Below are 19,219 nucleotides of genomic sequence, written 5' to 3'. Positions count from 1 at the left end.
TTCTCAACCAGCTGCCGCTATTTGTGTTAGTAACGGGCAGCCGTAGCTCAAGCGTTAATTTAAGCGTTTAAGTTCAGGGGTTACTTGTTACCTTTAAGCGTTTTAGTGATAAACGCGATAGTGAGCGGCAATGCACAGACGATGAACACGCAGTAGCTAATGATGCAGTACTGAGCCATATTCAAGCCAAACAGTGACCAATCATCTTCACCACAAATACCTGATGGCGAGAACTCAAACGGCAGCCACTCATGTAATGGCAGACCTAATGGGAATGTCGGTTCTAGTGAGCATGCATTGGCGCCTTGGCCAGATTGAAATAAGTCGAGTCCTGCTTGTGCAGCATGTGAGGCAACATGTTGGCCCGACAAAACAATCGCTTTATCCATACCGTAAACAATGCCGTACCATGCCAATGCTAATCCTAGAACTTTAAGTACATTGTTTTTGGGGTTAATAATCATCATTACGCCAGCAATCAAAATACAGAACTGGCTAAAACGGATGTAGACACAGTTTTCACATGGATCCATAGCTAGAAACCATTGGAAATACCCCATCGCAGAGCCAAGTAAGAACACACAGGCCGCAGCCATAACTATCCAGACTGTGCGTCCTTCTTGTGTTGCTTCAAGTGTGGGCAGTGGGTGCGCCTTCAGATCTGCTATCCACTGTTTACATTGCTTAATCATGGTTAGCCCTAAAGGTTGTTCTTGATGGTTTCATCAAGATTAGCGAGTGAGGTAATGGTACTGGTATCAATCATCTTGTTACCGCCAACCACGATGGCTGGAATGCCTTTAATTTTGGCAATAGTCAGTGCAATGGTGCGGTCATAAGCGAGTTTGTCTTGTGCTGCAGGCGTTGCTAGTGCGGCTTTAAATTCAGCTTGAGACATGCCTGCCGCTTTAAGGCCGATTGCCGCTAGGTCGCCTTTAACAGCAGTAGAACCTTTAACATTCTTCAATTTTTGGTCATGCACAGCAGCGTACATTGCGTGCTTAGCTTTTTTGTATGTCTTGTGGTTTATCGTCGCCGCGGCGGCTAATACTTCACATGATTCAACACCTAGCTCTCCTTTGTTTTCTAAACAAATCGCTTGAAACTCAGTGCCTGCTGGTAAGTTTTTTATTAAGTTTGGAGTGACTGCTTTTTCGTACTTGTAGCAGAATGGGCAATAAACTGAGTAGACTTTTTGCACTGTGTTATCAAGTGCTGGCGTATCAATTTCAATCACCTCGGCAGCGGATACGGTGAATGTCATTAATAAGGCGGCTGCCAATGTAGTAAGTGTCGCTTTCATATGTATCTCGATAATATTCAGGTTAGTTTCTGGTGATTATATTAACGGGACAAAACAGGAGCTTCCGTGACCAAATTTAGTCTTATTGGAAACCAAAGGTTTTTGGTAATAGGGCGCTATTTCACAAATGAACCATGATTTGGTATGACAGTCGCAGGCATTGAAATTATTAAATACGGGTCACAAAATGGATGTGTAGTACTAAATTCATGGTGAATGGTTGAACAGATAATGACACTATAGCTGAGAGTATCACCACCTAATAAGCCAACATGAACAACTACTTACGCAACCCTCCACGAGTCATAACCGACATTTTAAAGGTCGCTTCAGAGGTGATAAAAGAGCAAGGCATATGCTCTATTAAGATGGCGGTGATTGCTGCTCGTGCAGAATGTTCAAAAAAAACATTGTACAACCACTTCAAATGCAAAGAAGACATAGTGGTAGCGTTGTTCATCATGCACTTTAACGATATGGCCGATAAAATTAATGACATAATCAACTCCGACACGCTCTCTAATCAAGAGAAGATCATCTATTCAATGTCGTATGATCCCGTCAAATGTTTAGCTGCAAACCAGAATGACCTTTGTATTAATTTTTTAGGTGTTAACCCTCATATTTATGAGCAAGCCAGTCCCGAATTTATTGGCAACCTCACCATTATTTTTATGGAAGTAAAAGAGCAAACTGAAAAACTATGGCAGCACGTTATTACAGAGGGAGAGGTGCTTTCAAGTAAAGAAGAGGTACTTAAATGCATTGTATCGCTGAACCAAGTCGAACGTGGCGCAGTTGCTATGGGGCAAAACAAATTTGTAAGACAATTTGGCCATGATTTTGACTTTAGGCCAACCTTCGACTTGTTGTGCAATTTATTGTATAGCCTTGAATGGAAACATAAGTGTCCGTCACTCAGTTACGATAACATGTTAAAAACCATCTCCCCTGTGGTGAGCAAAAAAACGAAACTTGACCTGCGCCATTACGCACTAAAAATGGAATCGCTAAAAGAAAGTATTGATTTGTAGCGCACAATACAGCCGCTATCGTGACAGGTAAAGTACGTTTACAGGCATAAAAAAACACCTGCCATGGCAGGTGTTTTTATTGTTTATACAACAAGCTAGACTATATAGTCGATTAGTTTTGCTTTCTTACAAACTTAGACTTAAGCATCATTTGGCCGTGGCCATCAACTTTACAGTCGATATCGTGGTCTGCATCGACAAAACGTTTAATAACCGCTTTAGTACCAACTTTAAGCACTAATGAAGAACCTTTTACTTTAAGGTCTTTGATTAGCGTTACTTTATCATCTTCTGCTAATAAGTTACCTACCGCATCTTTTAGGATGATAGCGTCTGGATCAACGATAATTTCGGTTGGGTTCCATTCATGAGCACATTCAGGACAAACGAGTTGCGAGCCGTCTTCGTATACAAATACAGATTCACATTTTGGGCAAGGTGGGATAGCGCTCATGGTATTTTCTCTTTAATAAATAATTTGTTGAATCATACTCGATGCGACATTTTTGCAAATGCTCATCCAGACAACTCCCTTTTCAAACTACATTATAATCAAAAATTCGAATATCATCTATATTCAGAGTCTTGTCCTGTGAACAAGCCCTATTGATAATCGATTAAAACCGCTACTACTATGCAGCGTTAAGCCAGTCATTCAATTAAGCCAACCCCGTTCACAGCAAAGCGACACAACCGCCCTACTACCTTCAGCACTCCATTATTTTAAAGCTTTTTATGGTAATAAATCACACTGTGTGCAGGCAACGCCCTGCATGCTGCCAAATACCACTCACATACACCGCTCGCTTCAATCGGTAACTAAACTGATTTGCAAAATGCAAATATTGTATCAACCGCAACCGCATCTAAAACTCAAAAACCAATTAAAATAACACCTTAAAGTTTTGGCACAGCTTATGCTTTATCTACATTACTTCGATAACGTCACAGTGAGAGACGCATTATGAAAATATCAAAAACGATTTCATTTAGCTGCAGTTCACCTTTACTTCTAAGCCTTCTTATATCAGCGAATGTAAATGCGTCTGATCCTTTTACAGCCTGCCCAACTGAAGCCTTTGTTATTCAAAAACAAGCAAACACGCCAAAGACGTACGGTGTCAACCTAGCAACCGGTAGTTACAGTGTTCTGTCTGCCGACATGGGAACTGGGAACGCCTTTAATGGTGTGGGTTATAACTACAGCGATGACTACATATACGGTTGGGACTATGCCAATAATACCTTAGGTAGAGCTGGCGATGACTACCAGATTGTCCCACTGAATGTGGTAAAAGATGCCGCTGCCACTGAAGCCGGTGGATTTTATGTAGGGGATGTCGCGATTACTGAAAACGCTTGGTACGGTTACCGTAAAGGTAAAGGGTTATTTAAAGTACCACTCGATAACCCGGCCAGCTATAACATGACGTTAGTGCCTAACAGTAAAGCCAATGCCACTTACAACATTACCGATTTAGCCTTTCACCCAACTGACGGCTATATGTATTCCATTACTAATGGCTCTAAAGGTAGCTTGCTACGGATTGACGCTAACACGGGGGCTGCAATTAATCTCGGAACCGTCATTACATCAACAGGCAGTAACTTTATTTTTGGCGCCCAATTTTTTGACCCTGATGGCAACCTATATGTCAGTAATAACAGTAACGGTAACATCTATAAAGTTAACGTAAATGATGCCTCTCCAAGTGCTGTGTTATTTGCTTATGGTCCTTCATCATCAAGCAATGATGGCGCAAGATGTGCGTTAGCTGAAGTAACCGTGGGAGATGCTGTCGACTTTGGTGACGCCCCTGATTCTTACGGCACCTTGTTGGCATCAAACGGTGCACGCCACGCAATGAGCGACAACTTGTACTTAGGTAGCAGTGTCGATAATGAATCTGACGGTTATGTATCGCCGTTATCAGATGATGCCAGTGATGCTTCTGATGATGAAAATGGCGTATCTATGCCTACCGGATTTGAGTTAGGCGAAACCGCTATTTTACTTGTGACGGCAACAGGTAGCGATGGTTACCTCAATGCATGGTTCGACTGGGATCAAAACGGCACTTTTGATTTAGAAGAGCAAGTTATTCTGGGTGAGCCATTAGATAACGGCATGAACACAATCAGTATTGAGGTTCCTAGCTGGGCAAAAGAGGGGCCTACATGGTCACGTTTTCGCTTAAGCACCCAACAAGATATTACTGCAACTGGTGGTGTGGGTGATGGCGAGGTAGAAGATTACCCTGTTACGCTCACCGAAACCGGCGTCACGATTAATTATTACCCTTCATCGTCAACTTACACCACCCTTGCCTACGAGGACTTGTTTCCTGACCAAGGCGATTTCGATATGAATGACGTTGTAGTGCAATTACGGATCATTGAGTACGTAAAAGATAATAAGGTTAGACGTATCGGCTTTAAAGCAGAACTTGCCGCAATGGGCGCAGCTTATCACAACGGTTTTGCCGTTCACTTACCTGGTGTGAGCCGAGACAATATTAAAGAGTCATTGATCAGCTGGAGCATCGACGATGTAACACAAGAAGATTCGCCACTGGAAACAGGGCAAAGCAACGCGGTATTTGTGTTTAGTGAAGATTTAACCGATTACGTCACGCTAGAGCAAGGTTGTAATTACTTACGCACAGAAGTTGGCTGTGAAAGTGCCTTTAGAACGGTTTGGGAGTTTGATATTCCCTTCGAAACCCCAGTATCAGAAAGCGTTGTACCGGCTTTTCCTTATGATCCATTTATCTTTGCGACCCCAAATACTGACCATGGGTTAGCGGCTAAAAATGTTGTCGGTGGCAACCCTGGCCGTCAACTCGAGATCCATCTTAAAAACCAAGCACCAACAGACAAGTTTGCTACTAGCTACTTTGGCGTAAGAGATGATGCATCAGACCCTAGTGCAGGCCAGTATTTCCAAGATGAAAACGGTATGGCATGGGCAATTGAAGTCCCCGTTACTTGGGAACACCCGAAAGAGAAAGTTCGTCTAGACGATGCTTATACCGACTTTATTGACTTTGCAGCCGACAGTACAGGTAACACTAATCCGACTTGGTATGAAAATGCTGACCAAGCTCTTACCTTTAAAGATTAATGGAGAATGACATGAAAACTCAAACTGACCGATTTATCAACGTACCTTGTAGTCTTATCGCATTGTCATTTTTTGCATTAACCGCGTGTGGTGGAGGTGGTGGTGACGAAGGCGGTAGTAGTGCAACACCAGCTGCAGCAACGCCCGTTACGCCTACACCGGTAACCCCAACGCCAGTAACACCAACACCGGTGACGCCAGAGCCAGTTGTTAACCCAACTTCACTCGATGATTTGGTCGTCGATGCTGATAACGCTTTAGAGTCATCTTTCACGCTCAACATTGCAATTAATACCGCCAGCCAAAGTCGAGGTTACTTCTCACTTTGTGATGATTACACCGCCAATGGTGGTGGCTACGAGGTTAATTTTGATTCGTGCTTGTTTAGAGGCCCATTAAGTGATGGCCAGTTATCAAAAGAGCTTAAAGTGGCTAATCATCATAATAAGTTGATCGCAGTGATCTGGTTTTATGATGGCCAAGATCCTCAATATCAACAGTGGGCTTATAACAGTGACAACGCGCAGCAAACATTAACGATGAACTAAGCCTTTAACGCTAACAGTAACAACTATTTTCGCAGCGATGTTACCCTCCGTACTTCGCTGCATTTTTTTGCCTTGAATTTGTAGCCTTGCTGACGCTAGAACTAAATAGGTGAATTTTGAAATTTTCTGCCGTATTGATCCATTACGCCAGCCGTGGCGTAAATAGTTTGGTGCCCAACTTAGGTACAAGGGTAATGTTGTTCTATGCTTATTCACACGCAAGCCAAATTCCTTGTATCAACGGTAAAGCAGTTACAGTGACAAATACTTTGCAGCGATGCGACCTCCGTACCTTGCTGCATTTTTTTGCCTGTTATTTAACTGTTTACCCATGCTCAAACAACAGGTTAACGCCACTATAGCCTACAGCTTACACAGTGATTAATTACAACAGGTACCGAACTGCATTAACGTATAAATAGTTAATAATAAGGCTTTAGTGATGCATATAAACACCTGCTACAACCCACACTCGTCCATCGCGACGGCAATAATATTAGGTAGCCTAATGATAAGCCCCTGCAGCGCAGCCAAACCGTTTTTAATCGCTATTGCACCCGATAACTGGGCCATCATCAATGACGCAGTTATGGGCGGCATATCACGCAGCTCAATTAATATTCGAGAAAATGCCCCAGAAAACATTATGGTGTTTAGCGGTAACTTATCACTTGAAAATAATGGCGGCTTTGCCTCTGCACGGGCTAATCTAACGACCCCGTTACCAGCAGCAACACACGTTGTGATCCAAGTTATGGGCGATGGCAAGCAATATCAATTAAGGCTCCGCACCCATAATCAGTGGGACGCGATTGCTTACGCTTACTCTTTTGAAACAAAGTTAGGCCAATGGCAGCAGCTCCGTGTTAGCGCGAGCCAATTTTCTGCGGTGTATCGAGGTAAAACAGTGACGGCGCCAAAGTTAAACTTATCGGATGTAAAACAACTCGGATTTTTAATAGCAGACAAGCAGTCAGGGCCGTTTTGTTTGTATTTTAAAGCGATGACCGTTGAGTAATAAAACGCAGCAAAAATGGGAACAATGCCAGAACACTGCTGGCATTGTCACGGCGATAACTTACTTTACATTTTGAATGAAATCGTCTGTAAAGTCGGTTGGCCAATATTTATAACCTTGTACGGTTGCCTGAGCTGCAGCGCCTAACAAGTTAACTTGGTAAGTTTTAACCCCCGTTAAGTCAACAGACTGGTTAGCCGATACCTGTTCACCGTTTTCTTCATATTTAGCGCTGGCTTCAGCCTGTGCTTGCCCTTCAAAGCCAGATTCTTTGTAACGCGTTAACGCGGCTTTGTTCATAAATGCTTGTACGAATGCCACTTGTTTCCAACCAATACCGGCACCAACACCGCCTGTCGCAAAGCGGTAATAAGTCTGCTTGCTGCCCTCATGCAAAACACAAACTCCGCCGCCTGTCGATAGAGCAAACAAATACGTATTGTTGCCGGTACAAATAACATGGCCAACTGACTGGCTAACCGCTGACTTTGCCGCCGGATGTTCTTTATAAATTTCTTGTAGTGCATTTTGCGTTTCTTGGCGTGCATTCGCTTTTTTAGCATCAGGCGTGTTGCCAGTTGCACAGCCTGCGAGTAATAAAGGCACTGCAATGGCAGCCAATTTAAGTGTTTTCAGTTGGAACATGATTTTATCCTTTTACAAAACCCCAAAATGTTAACGAAGCACTTAACTAATGTAAGCTAGGTTCGCTAAAAACATTGAGCACTTACTTAAGTGAGCAATAAATAAGCAGCTGATTATATTGAGTATCATTATCTCGCATAATTATCACCTCGTCATTAAAAACGTCATGCCATAAAAGGGCGACACTTGATTTTAGACGTTAATCGATATGCCAGCTTTGATGCTATAAGAAATATAATTGACGCACTAAGCGCTAAGGTTTAGCTGTTCAGAATAAACAGCATTAAAAATGAGAGGTGCCCAATTAGCGCTTAAGTAAGCTCATTAAATAAAAGTGATGTACTTAAAAGCATGCGCTTAAGTTAAGCTTTACTTGTTGAACTGACCCCATTTATACCCATAGGTAGCCACTTAATGGGGCAAAGCAATTAGTCTTTAAACGAATGCATTACAGTCTCAACTTCGTCGATATGTGCAATAAACAACGGTACCAGTTGCGGGTCAAAATGCTGGCCAGCTTCTTGTTTTAATAAGTTTACCGCTTCTTCTATACTCCATGCGCGCTTATAAGGGCGCTTACTGGTTAACGCATCAAACACGTCAGCAATGGCCACTATGCGACCAATACGAGGAATCGCCTCCCCTTTTAAACCGTAAGGGTAACCACTGCCGTTCCATTTTTCATGGTGGCTAATGGCTACTACTCTGGCCATTTTTAATATTTCGGAGTCATTGTCACCAATAATATCGGCGCCGATTTGAGCGTGCATTTTCATTAGCTCAAACTCTTCAGAGGTTAACTTACCGGGTTTACGCAGTATTGCGTCATCAACACCAATCTTGCCAATATCGTGCATTGGGCTGGCAGCCATTAACATGTCAGCATCGGTTTCAGACATGCCAGCCGCTTTGGCTAATATATGGGTATAGTGACTCACTCGGATCACGTGCATACCGGTTTCGTTATCTTTATATTCAGCGGCTAAGCCCAGCTTTTGAATGACTTTAAGTTGCGTCTGGGCAAGCTCAGCGGTTTTCTGTTTAACCTTAATCGCAAGCTCTCGACTTTGATTAAACAGTGCTAAATGAGTGCGTACCCGTTGCTGCACTATCGGTGGGTTCAACGGTTTAGTGATGTAATCTACCGCGCCTAGCTCTAGGCCTTTTAATTCATCTTCAGCGGTGATTTTTGCCGTCACAAAAATAATGGGAATGTGCCGAGTGGTATAGTCTTCTTTTAACAGGCGACAAACCTCAAAGCCATCAATACCAGGCATCATGATATCAAGCAGAATTAAGTCTAATGCAGCACTTTTGGCCAGCTTTAACGCAATTTCACCACTCTTAGCGACCTTAATTTTATAGTCTGCCTTTAACATGCCAGCCAAAACGTCGATGTTAGCCGATGTGTCATCGACGATGAGTAAGGTTTGTTGTTCCATTATCGCGCCCCTATACATAGCATTGATGATGTTAACGCAGTGCTAAGGCAACGCCTTTTGCATCGCGCGTGCTATCACTAATGCAGCATCAAATTCATAATCGTCTAATTGCTTTTCTAATTTGGTATATAAGTCTAACAGTGCGCCTGACGACAGTAAGTCGCGATGCTCATCCAGTAGTTCAGCAGCACTGGTGTCAAAGCCTTCAATCATGCTAACTATTTGGCTTAAGATCTTAGCGGCCAATAGCGCATCAAACTCGGGCTGCTCTGCATTGGTGGCCTCACTGGTAGGCGGTTTGTTTGTTGCACTCTGTTCTGTATGAATATCCACCATAACAGGTTCAACGACATGGGTTAATATTTCTTGGCAAACTAAATTTAATTGTTGCAATAACGCTGCATAATGTTCACTAGCCTCAACAGTATTGCCAGCCTGTTTTACTTGCGGTTCTAACTGTTCAGCTAGTTGTTGCAGCATTTCAGCGCCTATCGCTGCAGCTACACTTTTTAATGTGTGGATCTGCCTCATTGCTGTTTCAGTGTCGCCTGCGGCAATGCTTTGGCTAAACGAGGCCGCGAAGTCTTGCTGACCAACAACAAATTTATGCAGCAACTTGTCGTATAATCTTTGGTTCCCTTGGGTACGGTTTAACCCCTGTTTAAAGTCAATGTGCTGCAACGCTCGGTAGTCGCTCAGCCCTTGCGCTAACGGTAAGCGCTGCTGATGAACTGCCAGCGGCAGTTTAGGGGTGACCCATTTAGCAATAGTGATAAAAAGCTCATCAACATTGATGGGTTTAGGAATATGATCATTCATGCCCGATTTTAGCGCTTTTTCTCGATCCCCCACCATGGCATTGGCCGTCATAGCCAGCACAGGCAACGTGGCAAATTGTGGCTGAGTTCGAATCATTTTTGTCGCGCTGTATCCGTCCATTACCGGCATTTGGCAATCCATTAATACGCCATCAAACTGCTGAGATGCTAAAAGGTCGAGTGCTTGTTGACCATCAGGTGCCACTACGCTTGTAATACCATTACTTGTTAATAGTTCAACGATGAGCTCTTGGTTTAAATCATTATCTTCAACCACAAGTAACTTGGCGCCCGCAAGCTTATTAATCGCTTGTTCAACTTGGTCTTGCTTATGGAGCAGACGAGTTTGATTACGGGGCTCGAAACCCAGCACTGGTATTAACGCATCCCATAAGGTTGATGGGGTAACGGGTTTAGTTAATACCGTATTAATGGTGGCATTGGTTGCCGTTAGCAGTAGGTCTTCTTTTCCATACGCTGTCACCATAACCACATAAGGTGTTATTGCAGCCGGGAGCTGTTCAATAAACTCTGCGACTTCCAAGCCATTTAGTTTGGGCATTTTCCAGTCAAGTAGTGCCACTTGATAGGGGTTATCTACACTGGCTTTTAGCATTTTTATAGCTTGTTCGCCGTTATTGGCGCAGTCAACTTTAACCTTAAGAGTGGCTAACATTGCACATAGGATCTCTCGTGCATTGTCGTTGTCTTCAACCAACAGTACACTGACATTTTCTAACGCGCCTTGGTTAATAGAAGTTGAGTTATCTTGCTCAACTATAGGGAAAACACTTTCAAAATAGAACGTACTGCCGTGATTGAGTTCGCTCACGACCCCAATTTCACCGCCCATTAAGTCAGCCAGATTTTTGCAAATAGCCAAGCCTAAGCCCGTGCCGCCATATTTGCGGGTAGTTGAGGCATCAGCTTGTGAAAAGGCTTTAAACAATCGCTGTTGCTGCTCAGTAGTCATGCCTATTCCCGTATCGGTCACCGAGAATTTTAGCGTGATGTTGTTATCGTTTACCCCTTCATTGTTAACCGCAATAATCACGCAACCATGGTCGGTAAACTTAACAGCATTGTTCGCTAGGTTTGTCAGTATTTGCGCTAACCGCAACGGATCGCCTTTTAATATTGCTGGGATCGTGGAGTCGATATCAAATAACAACTCAAGCTCTTTTTCAGCGACTTTTATGCCCATAAGATTAATTATGTCATCAAGGACATCGGCCAGTTTAAAGTTGATTATTTCTAAATCTAGCTTGCCCGCCTCAATTTTAGAAAAATCGAGAATGTCGTTAATAATACCGAGTAACGCCTGAGCAGAGCGGTGAGATTTGTCGATATAATTAAACTGTTGGCGGGTCAGGTTGGTTTTTAATGCCAGATGTGTCATCCCGATAACTGCATTCATCGGGGTACGGATTTCATGGCTCATATTGGCTAAAAACTCACTTTTAGCCCGATTGGCATCGTCCGCTTTTTCTGTTGCTAAAGCTAACTCTCGTTGTAATGCTTTAGATTCATTAATATTAAAATGAACCCCACTAATGCGGTCGGCAAGACCCTCATCGTTAAAGTGATGTACTCGACCAACACTCATGATCCAATCATAAGTTCCATCTTTTCTGCGCACTCTAAATTCGCGCTTAAACGTTTGCGCTAACATTTCGTTTTTTCCGGTAAGGTAATCATCGGCAAACGCACGGTCTTCATCGTGGATTAAGTTCAGCCATGTTTTATCTCCCTCTTTAAGGCGTGACCAATGGTCGTCATCAAGGCACAGATCGGTGACGTCGTAACCCAACATTTCAGCAAACATGCGGTTCACAACAACCTTCTTCTCATTCGGGTAATAATCCCACATGCCCATACGTGCGCTTTCTGCGGCTACTTTGAGTTTATTTTCAGACCGATATAAGTGTCTTTCAGCTCGTTTTTGCTCGGTTACATCAAAAATGGTGCCATCAAAGTAGCAAGGCTTGTCGTTATCATCATAAACAAACTGTGCTTTTACTTGCAGGTATCGTAGGGCTTTATCAGCAGTATAAATACGTATGTCGGTGGTCAAAAAGCTCTTATTTTCTAGCGCCTCCTCCACAAGAACCATAAACGGTTCGACATCTTCTGGTAGCACAAAGTCAGCTAATCTTAACCGTGGGTTTTCGCCAATGAAGTCACTGTTATGGTAGCCAATAACAAGTTCGACATTCGGGCTTACATAGAGCATTTCAAATTCAATTTCGGTGCCTTGCTGGATCTTATAGCGGTAAACGACCCCCTGTATGTTTTCGAGTAACACCTGGTATTGTTGTTGCTTTTGTAGCATTTCTAAGCGGACATGTTCTTGCTCATTTATATCTAACAGTGCAAACCTTACCTCTATGACCTTTTGAGCTTGGTCAAACACCACATCGGTTGATAAAGAGACAAACATCACTTTAGATTCAGCACTGTAAAGCTGTACTCTCGCATCTTTAGTGGTTTGCCCCTGTAACGCTTGCCGATATAGCTCATCTATCGGGCGGTTTTGGGCTGTCACAATGTCACGCCAGTTAAGGTTGGCTAACTTGGTAATATCAATACCCGTTAAGCAGGCAAACTGCCGGTTATGTTTAATAAATTGCCCTTGATTATCGACCGTGGCATAGGCCACCACTGAGTTGTTATACAGATCCCATAGAGCCTCCTCTCTGTTTTTTAGCTCTTTGGTTCTCAGCTGGACCTCTTGTTCTAACTTTTCATTATCAACCTGCAACCTAACGTGTATAAGCCGCCCTATGCGGCCACCACCAAGTAGCAATAGCACACACAGCATTACCACAGCGGTCATAATGCCGACAATAATAAGCTTGAAAAATGCATAATTGCTGGCGGCCTCTTCTAGGCTCATCTCTGAAATAACCCCAAATTCATAGTGGTCATCCCAATGCCAAGCACCTATAACGTGTTGCCCTCGGTAATCTTGGTAACCGTTATAGTTATGCCCACTGAGCCGCATACTGAGCTGCTTTGCACTATAGGTTAATGGCTTGGTGTTATCGTTTGCAGTTGCGGGTGCAAGAGGCGTTAAAATCCGCCCGGGGTTGGTCACTTTAAGGTTTAACATCGCTGGTTTATCGCCTTGTAACAGGCCAAGTGTTTGCAGTTGTGATTCAAACCGAGTCTTTGATAGTAAATAGCCAGCCTGGGAGACGATATAAGATTGACCAGTTTGGCCTATGCTGGCGCTTTGAGGCAATGTGGCAAAGTCTGCATAGGGGTCAATGTGCAGCATCACCAGGCCAAACACGGCATTATTGGCATCTCTAATTGGGCTCAAGACAAACATCGTTAACATTGCCGCGGTTTCATTCTGGGAGACTGAAGATATCGGCTCAGAAATAACAGTCTCACCTGCCACTGCGCGCGCAAAAACCTTAGGCAGTTTACGTGCCACAATATTGAGTTTTCCTATATTGTCATCGGTGGTTGATGCTAAATTTATTCCATCTAATGAGGTGATATAGAAACCACGGGTGCCAAATGGGTAATCGTATCGTTGGTAGGTTTTTCTGGCCCATTGTAGGTTGTCACTTTGCAACAAATTACGGTTATCTTCCCACTCTGCAATTAGCGCTTTAGTGCGCGCTTTAAACAACAAGTTGGTCGATACCGCACTGATCCTTGACTCCCACCCCTTAACCCAAGAAGACAGCGCAACGTGGGTAGTTTTGGTCAATGTAGTGAGTGACTCACCATTTTTTTTCACCTCATGCTCATAGGTAATCGATAAGGCGAGTACCCCAACAAGTTGCAAAATAACCGTAAACACCAACAGCGATAAACCGCCAAAAAGTCGATTACGCTTCTGCTTGAAAAAAGTCGAAATATCTCGATTAACTGCATGTTTAAGTTGTAAAAACAACCACAACAGCACTAAAAATAAACCTAGAAGCACTAACCCAATCAAGATGTATTTCATCAACGACTGCCCCTTTATATTTCAGTTACTCAAGCTCCATAACTCTTAAGCGTAGCCCCAAATTAAAAGCTGTTGCGTTTCTTTATAAAGGCCCACTCTCTGGGCTCTAAGTAAAAGGAGGCAAACACCATATAGGTTCCTACAAAAAACAGTTGCACGATTTTTCGATATAAATTTACCGCGACATGACTGTCGCTAGGCAAGACTGCTGTTCCCACCACGAGTAGCGCTGATAGCACTACGGCATATTGCGGTGCTTTTGCTGGTTCTGCATGAACTTTTTGGCCAAAAATAACCGCAGTTCCCAAGCCACACTGAAACTCGCATGCGCTTTTTTAATCAGTTTAGTTTCAAAAATGCTTAAAATTCAAACTATTTACCATAAAAACTGAAATAGCCAGTGCAAAACTAGCAGCATGAATGGCCAATACTCGAATCGTAGCGCTTAATGCGTTAAATAAGGCAATCAAAAAGGTGTGGGTAGTGAGGACTAAACTAACAGTAAAATGAGCGTTATCGACCTGGGAACTACTTAGTCAATAACGCTCGAACTCTTAATTTTGGCTAAAACATGGAGTGACTCGCTCGCAAGTCACATCTGCTACAGACTAGTTAGCGGGGACCGCTTGTGCCATACCAGTAACGGGTAGCGGTTTAGGGGAAAATTTGACTGGCGGCTGCTGATCCAAGGCTTGCTTTAAGTGCTCTATTGCCTTTTCAAGTTGCGCGTCTTTACCAGTAAAAGTGGCATAAGGTAGGTTATCTACCTCAATGTCGGGGCTTACACCCCGCCCTTCAATAATCCAGCTGCCGTCCATAGCGTATTGTGGGTATTCGGCTACTCGCGCCATACCGTTATCGGTAAGTGAATTACGTCCAGATAACCAAACCCCAGCTCCTGTGGTTTGCTTGCCTATTAATGGAGCTATGCCTAATGCCTTTATTCCCGCTGAAAATGTTTCACCGTCGGAGTAGGTCAATTGATCGGTCAGCACCACAAGCTTGCCATTAAATGTTTGCTGCATATTACCTGACGGAGTGCCGTGGGTTGGCGCCCAGAATGCCCAGGTACGGCGCAATAGTTTTTCGATGATCCAGCTATCGATATTACCGCCACGGTTACGACGTACATCAATAATTAGTCCGTCTTTGTCATAATTAGCATAGAACTCTCGCGCAAAGCTGCTGATATCATCGCTGCCCATGGCATATAAGTGTAGGTAACCCATGTTGCCGTCGCTTGCGTTAGCAACCCTTTGGCTATTGTGATTAACCCAGTCACGATATCTTAATTTGGCATTGGCTGAGCTGGTCACTGGTTTTACAATGGTTTGGTGAGTGTTATTGCCACGCTTAAGCGTTAACAACACTTGCTTAGCGCTTTGATTACGAATAAGGCGAGTAACATCGCCAATATTGGCTAACGACTTACCATTGATGGCAACAATCACATCACCCTCTTTTGCGTTAACCCCCATTTGCTTTAACGGTGCAGCCTGTAAAGGCAACTCAGGGTCGCCCTGATAAATATGCTCAATCACCACGCCCGCTTTTGTTTGCTTTAAACGGGCACCTAAACTGGCTGATTTAGCTTGATTAGGGTCGCTTGGCATATCGCCACCACGCACTTGAGAATGCAATGAATTGAGTTCACCCATCATCATTTTGAAAATGTCATTTAGCTCATGTCGATCCGTAATGCGATCAACTAGAGGTTGGTATTTAAGTTTGGTCTGGTGCCAGTCAACCCCACGCATTTTTTTGTCGTAGAATGAGTCACGATGCATTAACCAAGCATCTTCAAACATCTGCTGCCACTCTGCAGTCGGTTGTATGGCGAGTTGCCACTGTTCGGTTTGCACCTTGGTATGGTTAAGTTCAGTTGGAAGCTTATCTGCCACATCGACTATCAGCATTTGTGGTTCTGGTTGTGACTGCTGGCGAACAAATATCTTTTTGCGATCATTTGATAAAGCGTAGGCTTCAATATCTGCAGCAAAAGTGTCGACCTTAGGACTTAAGGGATCAAATTTAACCACTTTTAGGGCTGACTTCTGGCTGGTAGCATCGCTATCAAGTAAGTAAAACTTGTCTTCGGCCAATTGCAGAGACGAGTAATTACCAGCAGGTATGGGCACTTGCCATAAACGCGTTGCAAGCCCGTCCCACTCAACTGAATTAACAGATTGGTTATCATCAGCAGGCTTGCTGTTATCTACCAGCTCATTGGGGGCCTGAAAAGCAAATTGAGCTTTAGCATTGAGAGCAATGGCAAACACTTGCGTGCGCTGGTTAAACATTGGGCCGAGATTTCTGTCTCCCCAAGGTGAACTTGGGGTTGAGGTGAACTGTCGGTTAGATAAAAAGTACAACCAATCACCATCTTGGCTAAAGCTGGGAGAAAACGACTCATATTTGTCTGTCGTTAATGTTTGTGCTTTATTCTTTTTAACCGAATACAGCACGATTTGAGGCCGCGCTTTACCTATCTCGGCTTTGGTCAACGCCATTAACTGACTGTCTGCAGACCAAACAATATCGGCATAGGGACCAAGGCCTTCGCCTTGGGTGATGACCTTTTTATTGCTGTGTTTTTTTAAATCTAAGATCCACACATTACCGTCGTAATCATCATGCGCCAAATAGCGACCATCAGGTGATAAGTGCAGGTCCATTCGTAACGCTTTGCCATTATGGGTCAATTGTTTACGTTCGTCGCGACCATCAGCTGCGAACTGCCAGATTTCTTGTTCACCGCTAATGTCGCTGATCCCGTAGACCCAGTTTCCATCTTCACTCATTATGGCGTTACGAATGCGGCTGTCACCTGGCGCAGTAATCTCAACCAATCGTTGTCCGTTGGTGGAAGCGACAGCGACATGGCTACGCGCTGTGATAACCACTTTATCACCTTGAGGAGCTAATCGAGTTGAAGTGGCATAAGACATCGGCTTGGTTACCCAATGCTCACGCTTATTGGCAAAGTCTGAAACCAGCTCTATATCCAAGGTGTGTGTTTTATTGGCTGCAATATTAAATAACTTAATGTCGGCGCCTTGTTGGAACACAATACGACCTTCATTGAGCTTGGCGCTTCTAACTTGCCATTGTTTATAGTGGGTATGTTGTTGTACATCACTGCCATCGACTGACATAGACCAGATATTGTCGTTGCCGTCACTGTCGCTAATAAAATACAAACGCGACTGCCACAACATAGGCTGTCTGACTGAACCATTGTGAGCTGTTGCTAATTGCTGTGCTTCTTGTTTTGACCCAAGTTGATACCGCCAAAGCTGCCCTTTGGCACCACCACGGTAAACCTTGGCATTGTCACCAGTGGTTTGCAGCCCAAAACGGGTAAAGTAGATGTAGTCATTTTGAGGAGCAATTACGCCTTCTATTGCGTCGGCTAGAGGTAAATTGGTAGTGATTAAACTTGTCGGATCAACGGTACGTAATACCCAATAGTTAGCAGGACCAAAAGCATTATCGGTGGCGTAGAGCACTTGCCCATCATGAGTCCAGCCTTGCACCCTGACCCGTGAGTTTTCAAAGCTCACTCGCTTTGCTTGTCCGCCATCAATACCAATAACGTAAACTTCTGATGCACCTTCATAATTAGCCACGTAAGCAACTGACTTTCCATCAGGTGAAATCGTGGCCCCAAGCTCCTCAGCAGGTAAACTAGTTAATCGTCTGGCCTGCGGTTCTGCCATGCTCTTGGTCCACAAATCACCTTCGGCAGTAAAGATCAGGGTTTGCTGGTTGAGGGCCGGCGAGCGAAAATACCCAGCCTCTGCGCTAGCGAATAAAGGAGAGATACTACTAACTGTGCCTAGCGCCAACAAGCAGCAGGCAAATGACTGACGAAGTTTCATCTGAAGAAGCTATCCTATTATTTTTGTTATTAATTGGGATTAGTCTAGCGAGACAAAATAGCAAAAAAAACATCCCCCTTCAGTAAAATATGTCTAAAGAATTATTACCAAATGTGTACCCTAAATTACTCATTGGTAATGGATATCCCTTCAATCAGCAAAACTTCAGCTACGCTCTATGAGTAAGTTTGTCATTATCGCTAGTCAGATTCACTCATACAATCATGGAGGTATCAATGAGCCAAGACTATCAACGCCCCTCTTTTAGGGACGACACTCGAGTGAATAAAGCACTGCAAAATATGCCCCTTGTACATGCACAGAGCTACACCGAAACGCAATTACGTTATTTACGATTGGCGCTCATAGGCAACCAATGGCAACAGCATTTTATTGATCAGCGGGGCACATTTTACTTTCCGTTTATTGGTTGGCGTTTTTTCTATGTTTTGTTACTGGGTAAAAACAAACGTGCGTTAAACCGAAAAGAAAAACACCTTTCACTGTTTATATTTTTCGTGTTGGTGCTGCTGTTTATGGTGATCTGTATTTCGATGGGGCTACTGTTGTTGTATCTGTTGAAATCGGCGCTAGGTATTGATCTTTTCGAAGAGTCATCTCTTGGGCTATGGGACTGGTTTAATAGCTAATTTACATGCCATAACACCTCAGCTAGCGCGTGACTATGTGGTGGATAGGCATTAGATAGACATTAAATAGACATTAAATAGACATTAAAAAGCCGCAGTATTATTACTGCGGCTTTTTGTAACTTACGAACGTTAGACTAATAGCCCAATTGTTTAGCCTAGTTTAGCTTGTAAAGCGGCATCTTTAGCTTGTACAGCTTCTGCTGACTTGGCGCGTTCTTCTTTAACGGCAACAGCTAGCGCATCGTCACCAACCGCAAGCATTTGCGCAGCAAGGTAACCTGCATTTTTAGCACCTGCGCTACCAATCGCCACGGTGGCCACTGGTACGCCGCCAGGCATCATCACTGTCGACAATAATGCATCATGGCCCTGTAGTGGGCCGCAATCGATCGGTACACCAATAACAGGTCGAGTGGTGATCCCTGCTACTGCGCCCGCTAGATGCGCAGCGAGCCCTGCGGCACAAATAAACACTTTACAGCCACGTGCTTCAGCATCGGTAACATAGGCATGAGTAGCTGCTGGTGTACGGTGGGCAGAGGTAACTTTTGCTTCAAATGTAATGTCAAAACTCTTCAGTACATCTAAAGTAGATTTCATTGTAGGTAGGTCAGAATCAGACCCCATTAATACAGCGACAAATGGCTTGCTCATTTTTTAGTCCTTCAGTAGGGCGGTACATTATTATAATTGCGCATATTATAATGAAAGCATGCACAAAAAGTAAACAGGCTTCCCCCAAAGCCAATGCAGCTATTATCGCTAAGCTTTTACCGCACTGCCAAT

Annotated in this window: 13 protein-coding genes; 5 read left to right on the top strand and 8 right to left on the bottom strand. The window is 43.7% G+C overall.

Features of this window, described 5'->3' with window-relative positions; translation table 11 throughout:
* Positions 1-80 precede the first annotated feature (80 nt).
* Together RGE70_RS05030 and RGE70_RS05025 are read right to left on the bottom strand one after the other, a co-directional pair.
* Positions 81-692 carry a disulfide bond formation protein B gene (locus tag RGE70_RS05030; RefSeq protein ID WP_310470442.1) on the bottom strand — a complete coding sequence of 204 codons (612 nt, stop codon included), beginning with the start codon at positions 690-692 and terminating at the stop codon, positions 81-83.
* An 8-nt stretch (positions 693-700) separates the two neighbouring features.
* The gene (locus RGE70_RS05025) at positions 701-1,303 is read right to left on the bottom strand and encodes a thioredoxin domain-containing protein (RefSeq protein WP_310470441.1); all 603 of its coding nucleotides are present in this window, start codon (positions 1,301-1,303) and stop codon (positions 701-703) included.
* A 272-nt stretch (positions 1,304-1,575) separates the two neighbouring features.
* Here RGE70_RS05025 and RGE70_RS05020 point away from each other — a divergent pair, with 272 nt between their 5' ends.
* Positions 1,576-2,337 (top strand): TetR/AcrR family transcriptional regulator, encoded by a 762-nt coding sequence (locus tag RGE70_RS05020; protein WP_310470440.1) that lies wholly within the window; start codon positions 1,576-1,578, stop codon positions 2,335-2,337.
* A gap of 112 nt (positions 2,338-2,449) precedes the next feature.
* Here RGE70_RS05020 and RGE70_RS05015 read toward each other — a convergent pair whose 3' ends face one another.
* The gene (locus RGE70_RS05015; RefSeq protein ID WP_310470439.1) at positions 2,450-2,791 is read right to left on the bottom strand and encodes a zinc ribbon domain-containing protein YjdM; all 342 of its coding nucleotides are present in this window, start codon (positions 2,789-2,791) and stop codon (positions 2,450-2,452) included.
* Between the two features lie 510 nt (positions 2,792-3,301).
* On the opposite strand from RGE70_RS05015, the gene RGE70_RS05010 reads away from it, so the two are divergent.
* From RGE70_RS05010 to RGE70_RS05000, 3 genes are all read left to right on the top strand, one after another.
* Positions 3,302-5,461 (top strand): LruC domain-containing protein, encoded by a 2,160-nt coding sequence (locus RGE70_RS05010; protein WP_310470438.1) that lies wholly within the window; start codon positions 3,302-3,304, stop codon positions 5,459-5,461.
* Positions 5,462-5,472: 11 nt separating this feature from the next.
* Positions 5,473-6,009: a hypothetical protein gene (locus tag RGE70_RS05005; protein ID WP_310470437.1), complete on the top strand. Its 537-nt coding sequence runs from the start codon at positions 5,473-5,475 to the stop codon at positions 6,007-6,009.
* 508 nt (positions 6,010-6,517) lie between these two features.
* Complete coding sequence (locus RGE70_RS05000) at positions 6,518-7,027, top strand: CIA30 family protein (protein ID WP_310470436.1); 510 nt, start codon at positions 6,518-6,520, stop codon at positions 7,025-7,027.
* 60 nt (positions 7,028-7,087) lie between these two features.
* On the opposite strand, the gene RGE70_RS04995 is transcribed toward RGE70_RS05000, so the two are convergent.
* The 4 genes from RGE70_RS04995 to RGE70_RS04980 form a co-directional block, all read right to left on the bottom strand.
* Entirely contained in the window at positions 7,088-7,672 is a 585-nt protein-coding gene (locus RGE70_RS04995) for a lipid-binding SYLF domain-containing protein (protein ID WP_310470435.1), read from the bottom strand.
* A 428-nt stretch (positions 7,673-8,100) separates the two neighbouring features.
* A complete protein-coding gene (locus tag RGE70_RS04990) occupies positions 8,101-9,114 on the bottom strand; it encodes an HD domain-containing phosphohydrolase (RefSeq protein WP_310470434.1) in 1,014 nt (337 codons plus the stop codon).
* A gap of 42 nt (positions 9,115-9,156) precedes the next feature.
* A complete protein-coding gene (locus RGE70_RS04985; RefSeq protein WP_310470432.1) occupies positions 9,157-13,899 on the bottom strand; it encodes a response regulator in 4,743 nt (1,580 codons plus the stop codon).
* A gap of 608 nt (positions 13,900-14,507) precedes the next feature.
* The gene (locus RGE70_RS04980; protein WP_310470431.1) at positions 14,508-17,780 is read right to left on the bottom strand and encodes a S41 family peptidase; all 3,273 of its coding nucleotides are present in this window, start codon (positions 17,778-17,780) and stop codon (positions 14,508-14,510) included.
* A 236-nt stretch (positions 17,781-18,016) separates the two neighbouring features.
* Between RGE70_RS04980 and RGE70_RS04975 the strand changes: the two genes are divergently transcribed.
* On the top strand, positions 18,017-18,430 hold the full coding sequence (locus RGE70_RS04975) for a hypothetical protein (protein ID WP_310470430.1): 414 nt from the start codon (positions 18,017-18,019) through the stop codon (positions 18,428-18,430).
* Positions 18,431-18,583: 153 nt separating this feature from the next.
* Here the strand turns inward: RGE70_RS04975 and purE are convergent, their stop codons facing one another.
* The gene (purE, locus tag RGE70_RS04970) at positions 18,584-19,087 is read right to left on the bottom strand and encodes a 5-(carboxyamino)imidazole ribonucleotide mutase (RefSeq protein ID WP_310470429.1); all 504 of its coding nucleotides are present in this window, start codon (positions 19,085-19,087) and stop codon (positions 18,584-18,586) included.
* Positions 19,088-19,219: the final 132 nt, after the last annotated feature.

Origin of the sequence: Shewanella youngdeokensis (assembly GCF_033180165.1) — a bacterium.
Classification (GTDB): Bacteria; Pseudomonadota; Gammaproteobacteria; order Enterobacterales; family Shewanellaceae; genus Shewanella; species Shewanella youngdeokensis.
The sequence above is the reverse complement of the archived record's forward strand: the minus strand, read 5'-3'. Positions and strand labels throughout refer to the sequence as shown.

Excerpts from the sequence above, each read along its gene's own strand:
- purE (WP_310470429.1), bottom strand. The coding sequence starts at position 19,087 with ATGAGCAAGCCATTTGTCGCTGTATTAATGGGGTCTGATTCTGACCTA.
- RGE70_RS04975 (WP_310470430.1), top strand. The coding sequence starts at position 18,017 with ATGAGCCAAGACTATCAACGCCCCTCTTTTAGGGACGACACTCGAGTG.
- RGE70_RS05005 (WP_310470437.1), top strand. The coding sequence starts at position 5,473 with ATGAAAACTCAAACTGACCGATTTATCAACGTACCTTGTAGTCTTATC.
- RGE70_RS05025 (WP_310470441.1), bottom strand. The coding sequence starts at position 1,303 with ATGAAAGCGACACTTACTACATTGGCAGCCGCCTTATTAATGACATTC.
- RGE70_RS05020 (WP_310470440.1), top strand. The coding sequence starts at position 1,576 with ATGAACAACTACTTACGCAACCCTCCACGAGTCATAACCGACATTTTA.
- RGE70_RS04980 (WP_310470431.1), bottom strand. The coding sequence starts at position 17,780 with ATGAAACTTCGTCAGTCATTTGCCTGCTGCTTGTTGGCGCTAGGCACA.
- RGE70_RS04990 (WP_310470434.1), bottom strand. The coding sequence starts at position 9,114 with ATGGAACAACAAACCTTACTCATCGTCGATGACACATCGGCTAACATC.
- RGE70_RS05030 (WP_310470442.1), bottom strand. The coding sequence starts at position 692 with ATGATTAAGCAATGTAAACAGTGGATAGCAGATCTGAAGGCGCACCCA.
- RGE70_RS05015 (WP_310470439.1), bottom strand. The coding sequence starts at position 2,791 with ATGAGCGCTATCCCACCTTGCCCAAAATGTGAATCTGTATTTGTATAC.
- RGE70_RS05010 (WP_310470438.1), top strand. The coding sequence starts at position 3,302 with ATGAAAATATCAAAAACGATTTCATTTAGCTGCAGTTCACCTTTACTT.
- RGE70_RS04985 (WP_310470432.1), bottom strand. The coding sequence starts at position 13,899 with ATGAAATACATCTTGATTGGGTTAGTGCTTCTAGGTTTATTTTTAGTG.
- RGE70_RS04995 (WP_310470435.1), bottom strand. The coding sequence starts at position 7,672 with ATGTTCCAACTGAAAACACTTAAATTGGCTGCCATTGCAGTGCCTTTA.
- RGE70_RS05000 (WP_310470436.1), top strand. The coding sequence starts at position 6,518 with ATGATAAGCCCCTGCAGCGCAGCCAAACCGTTTTTAATCGCTATTGCA.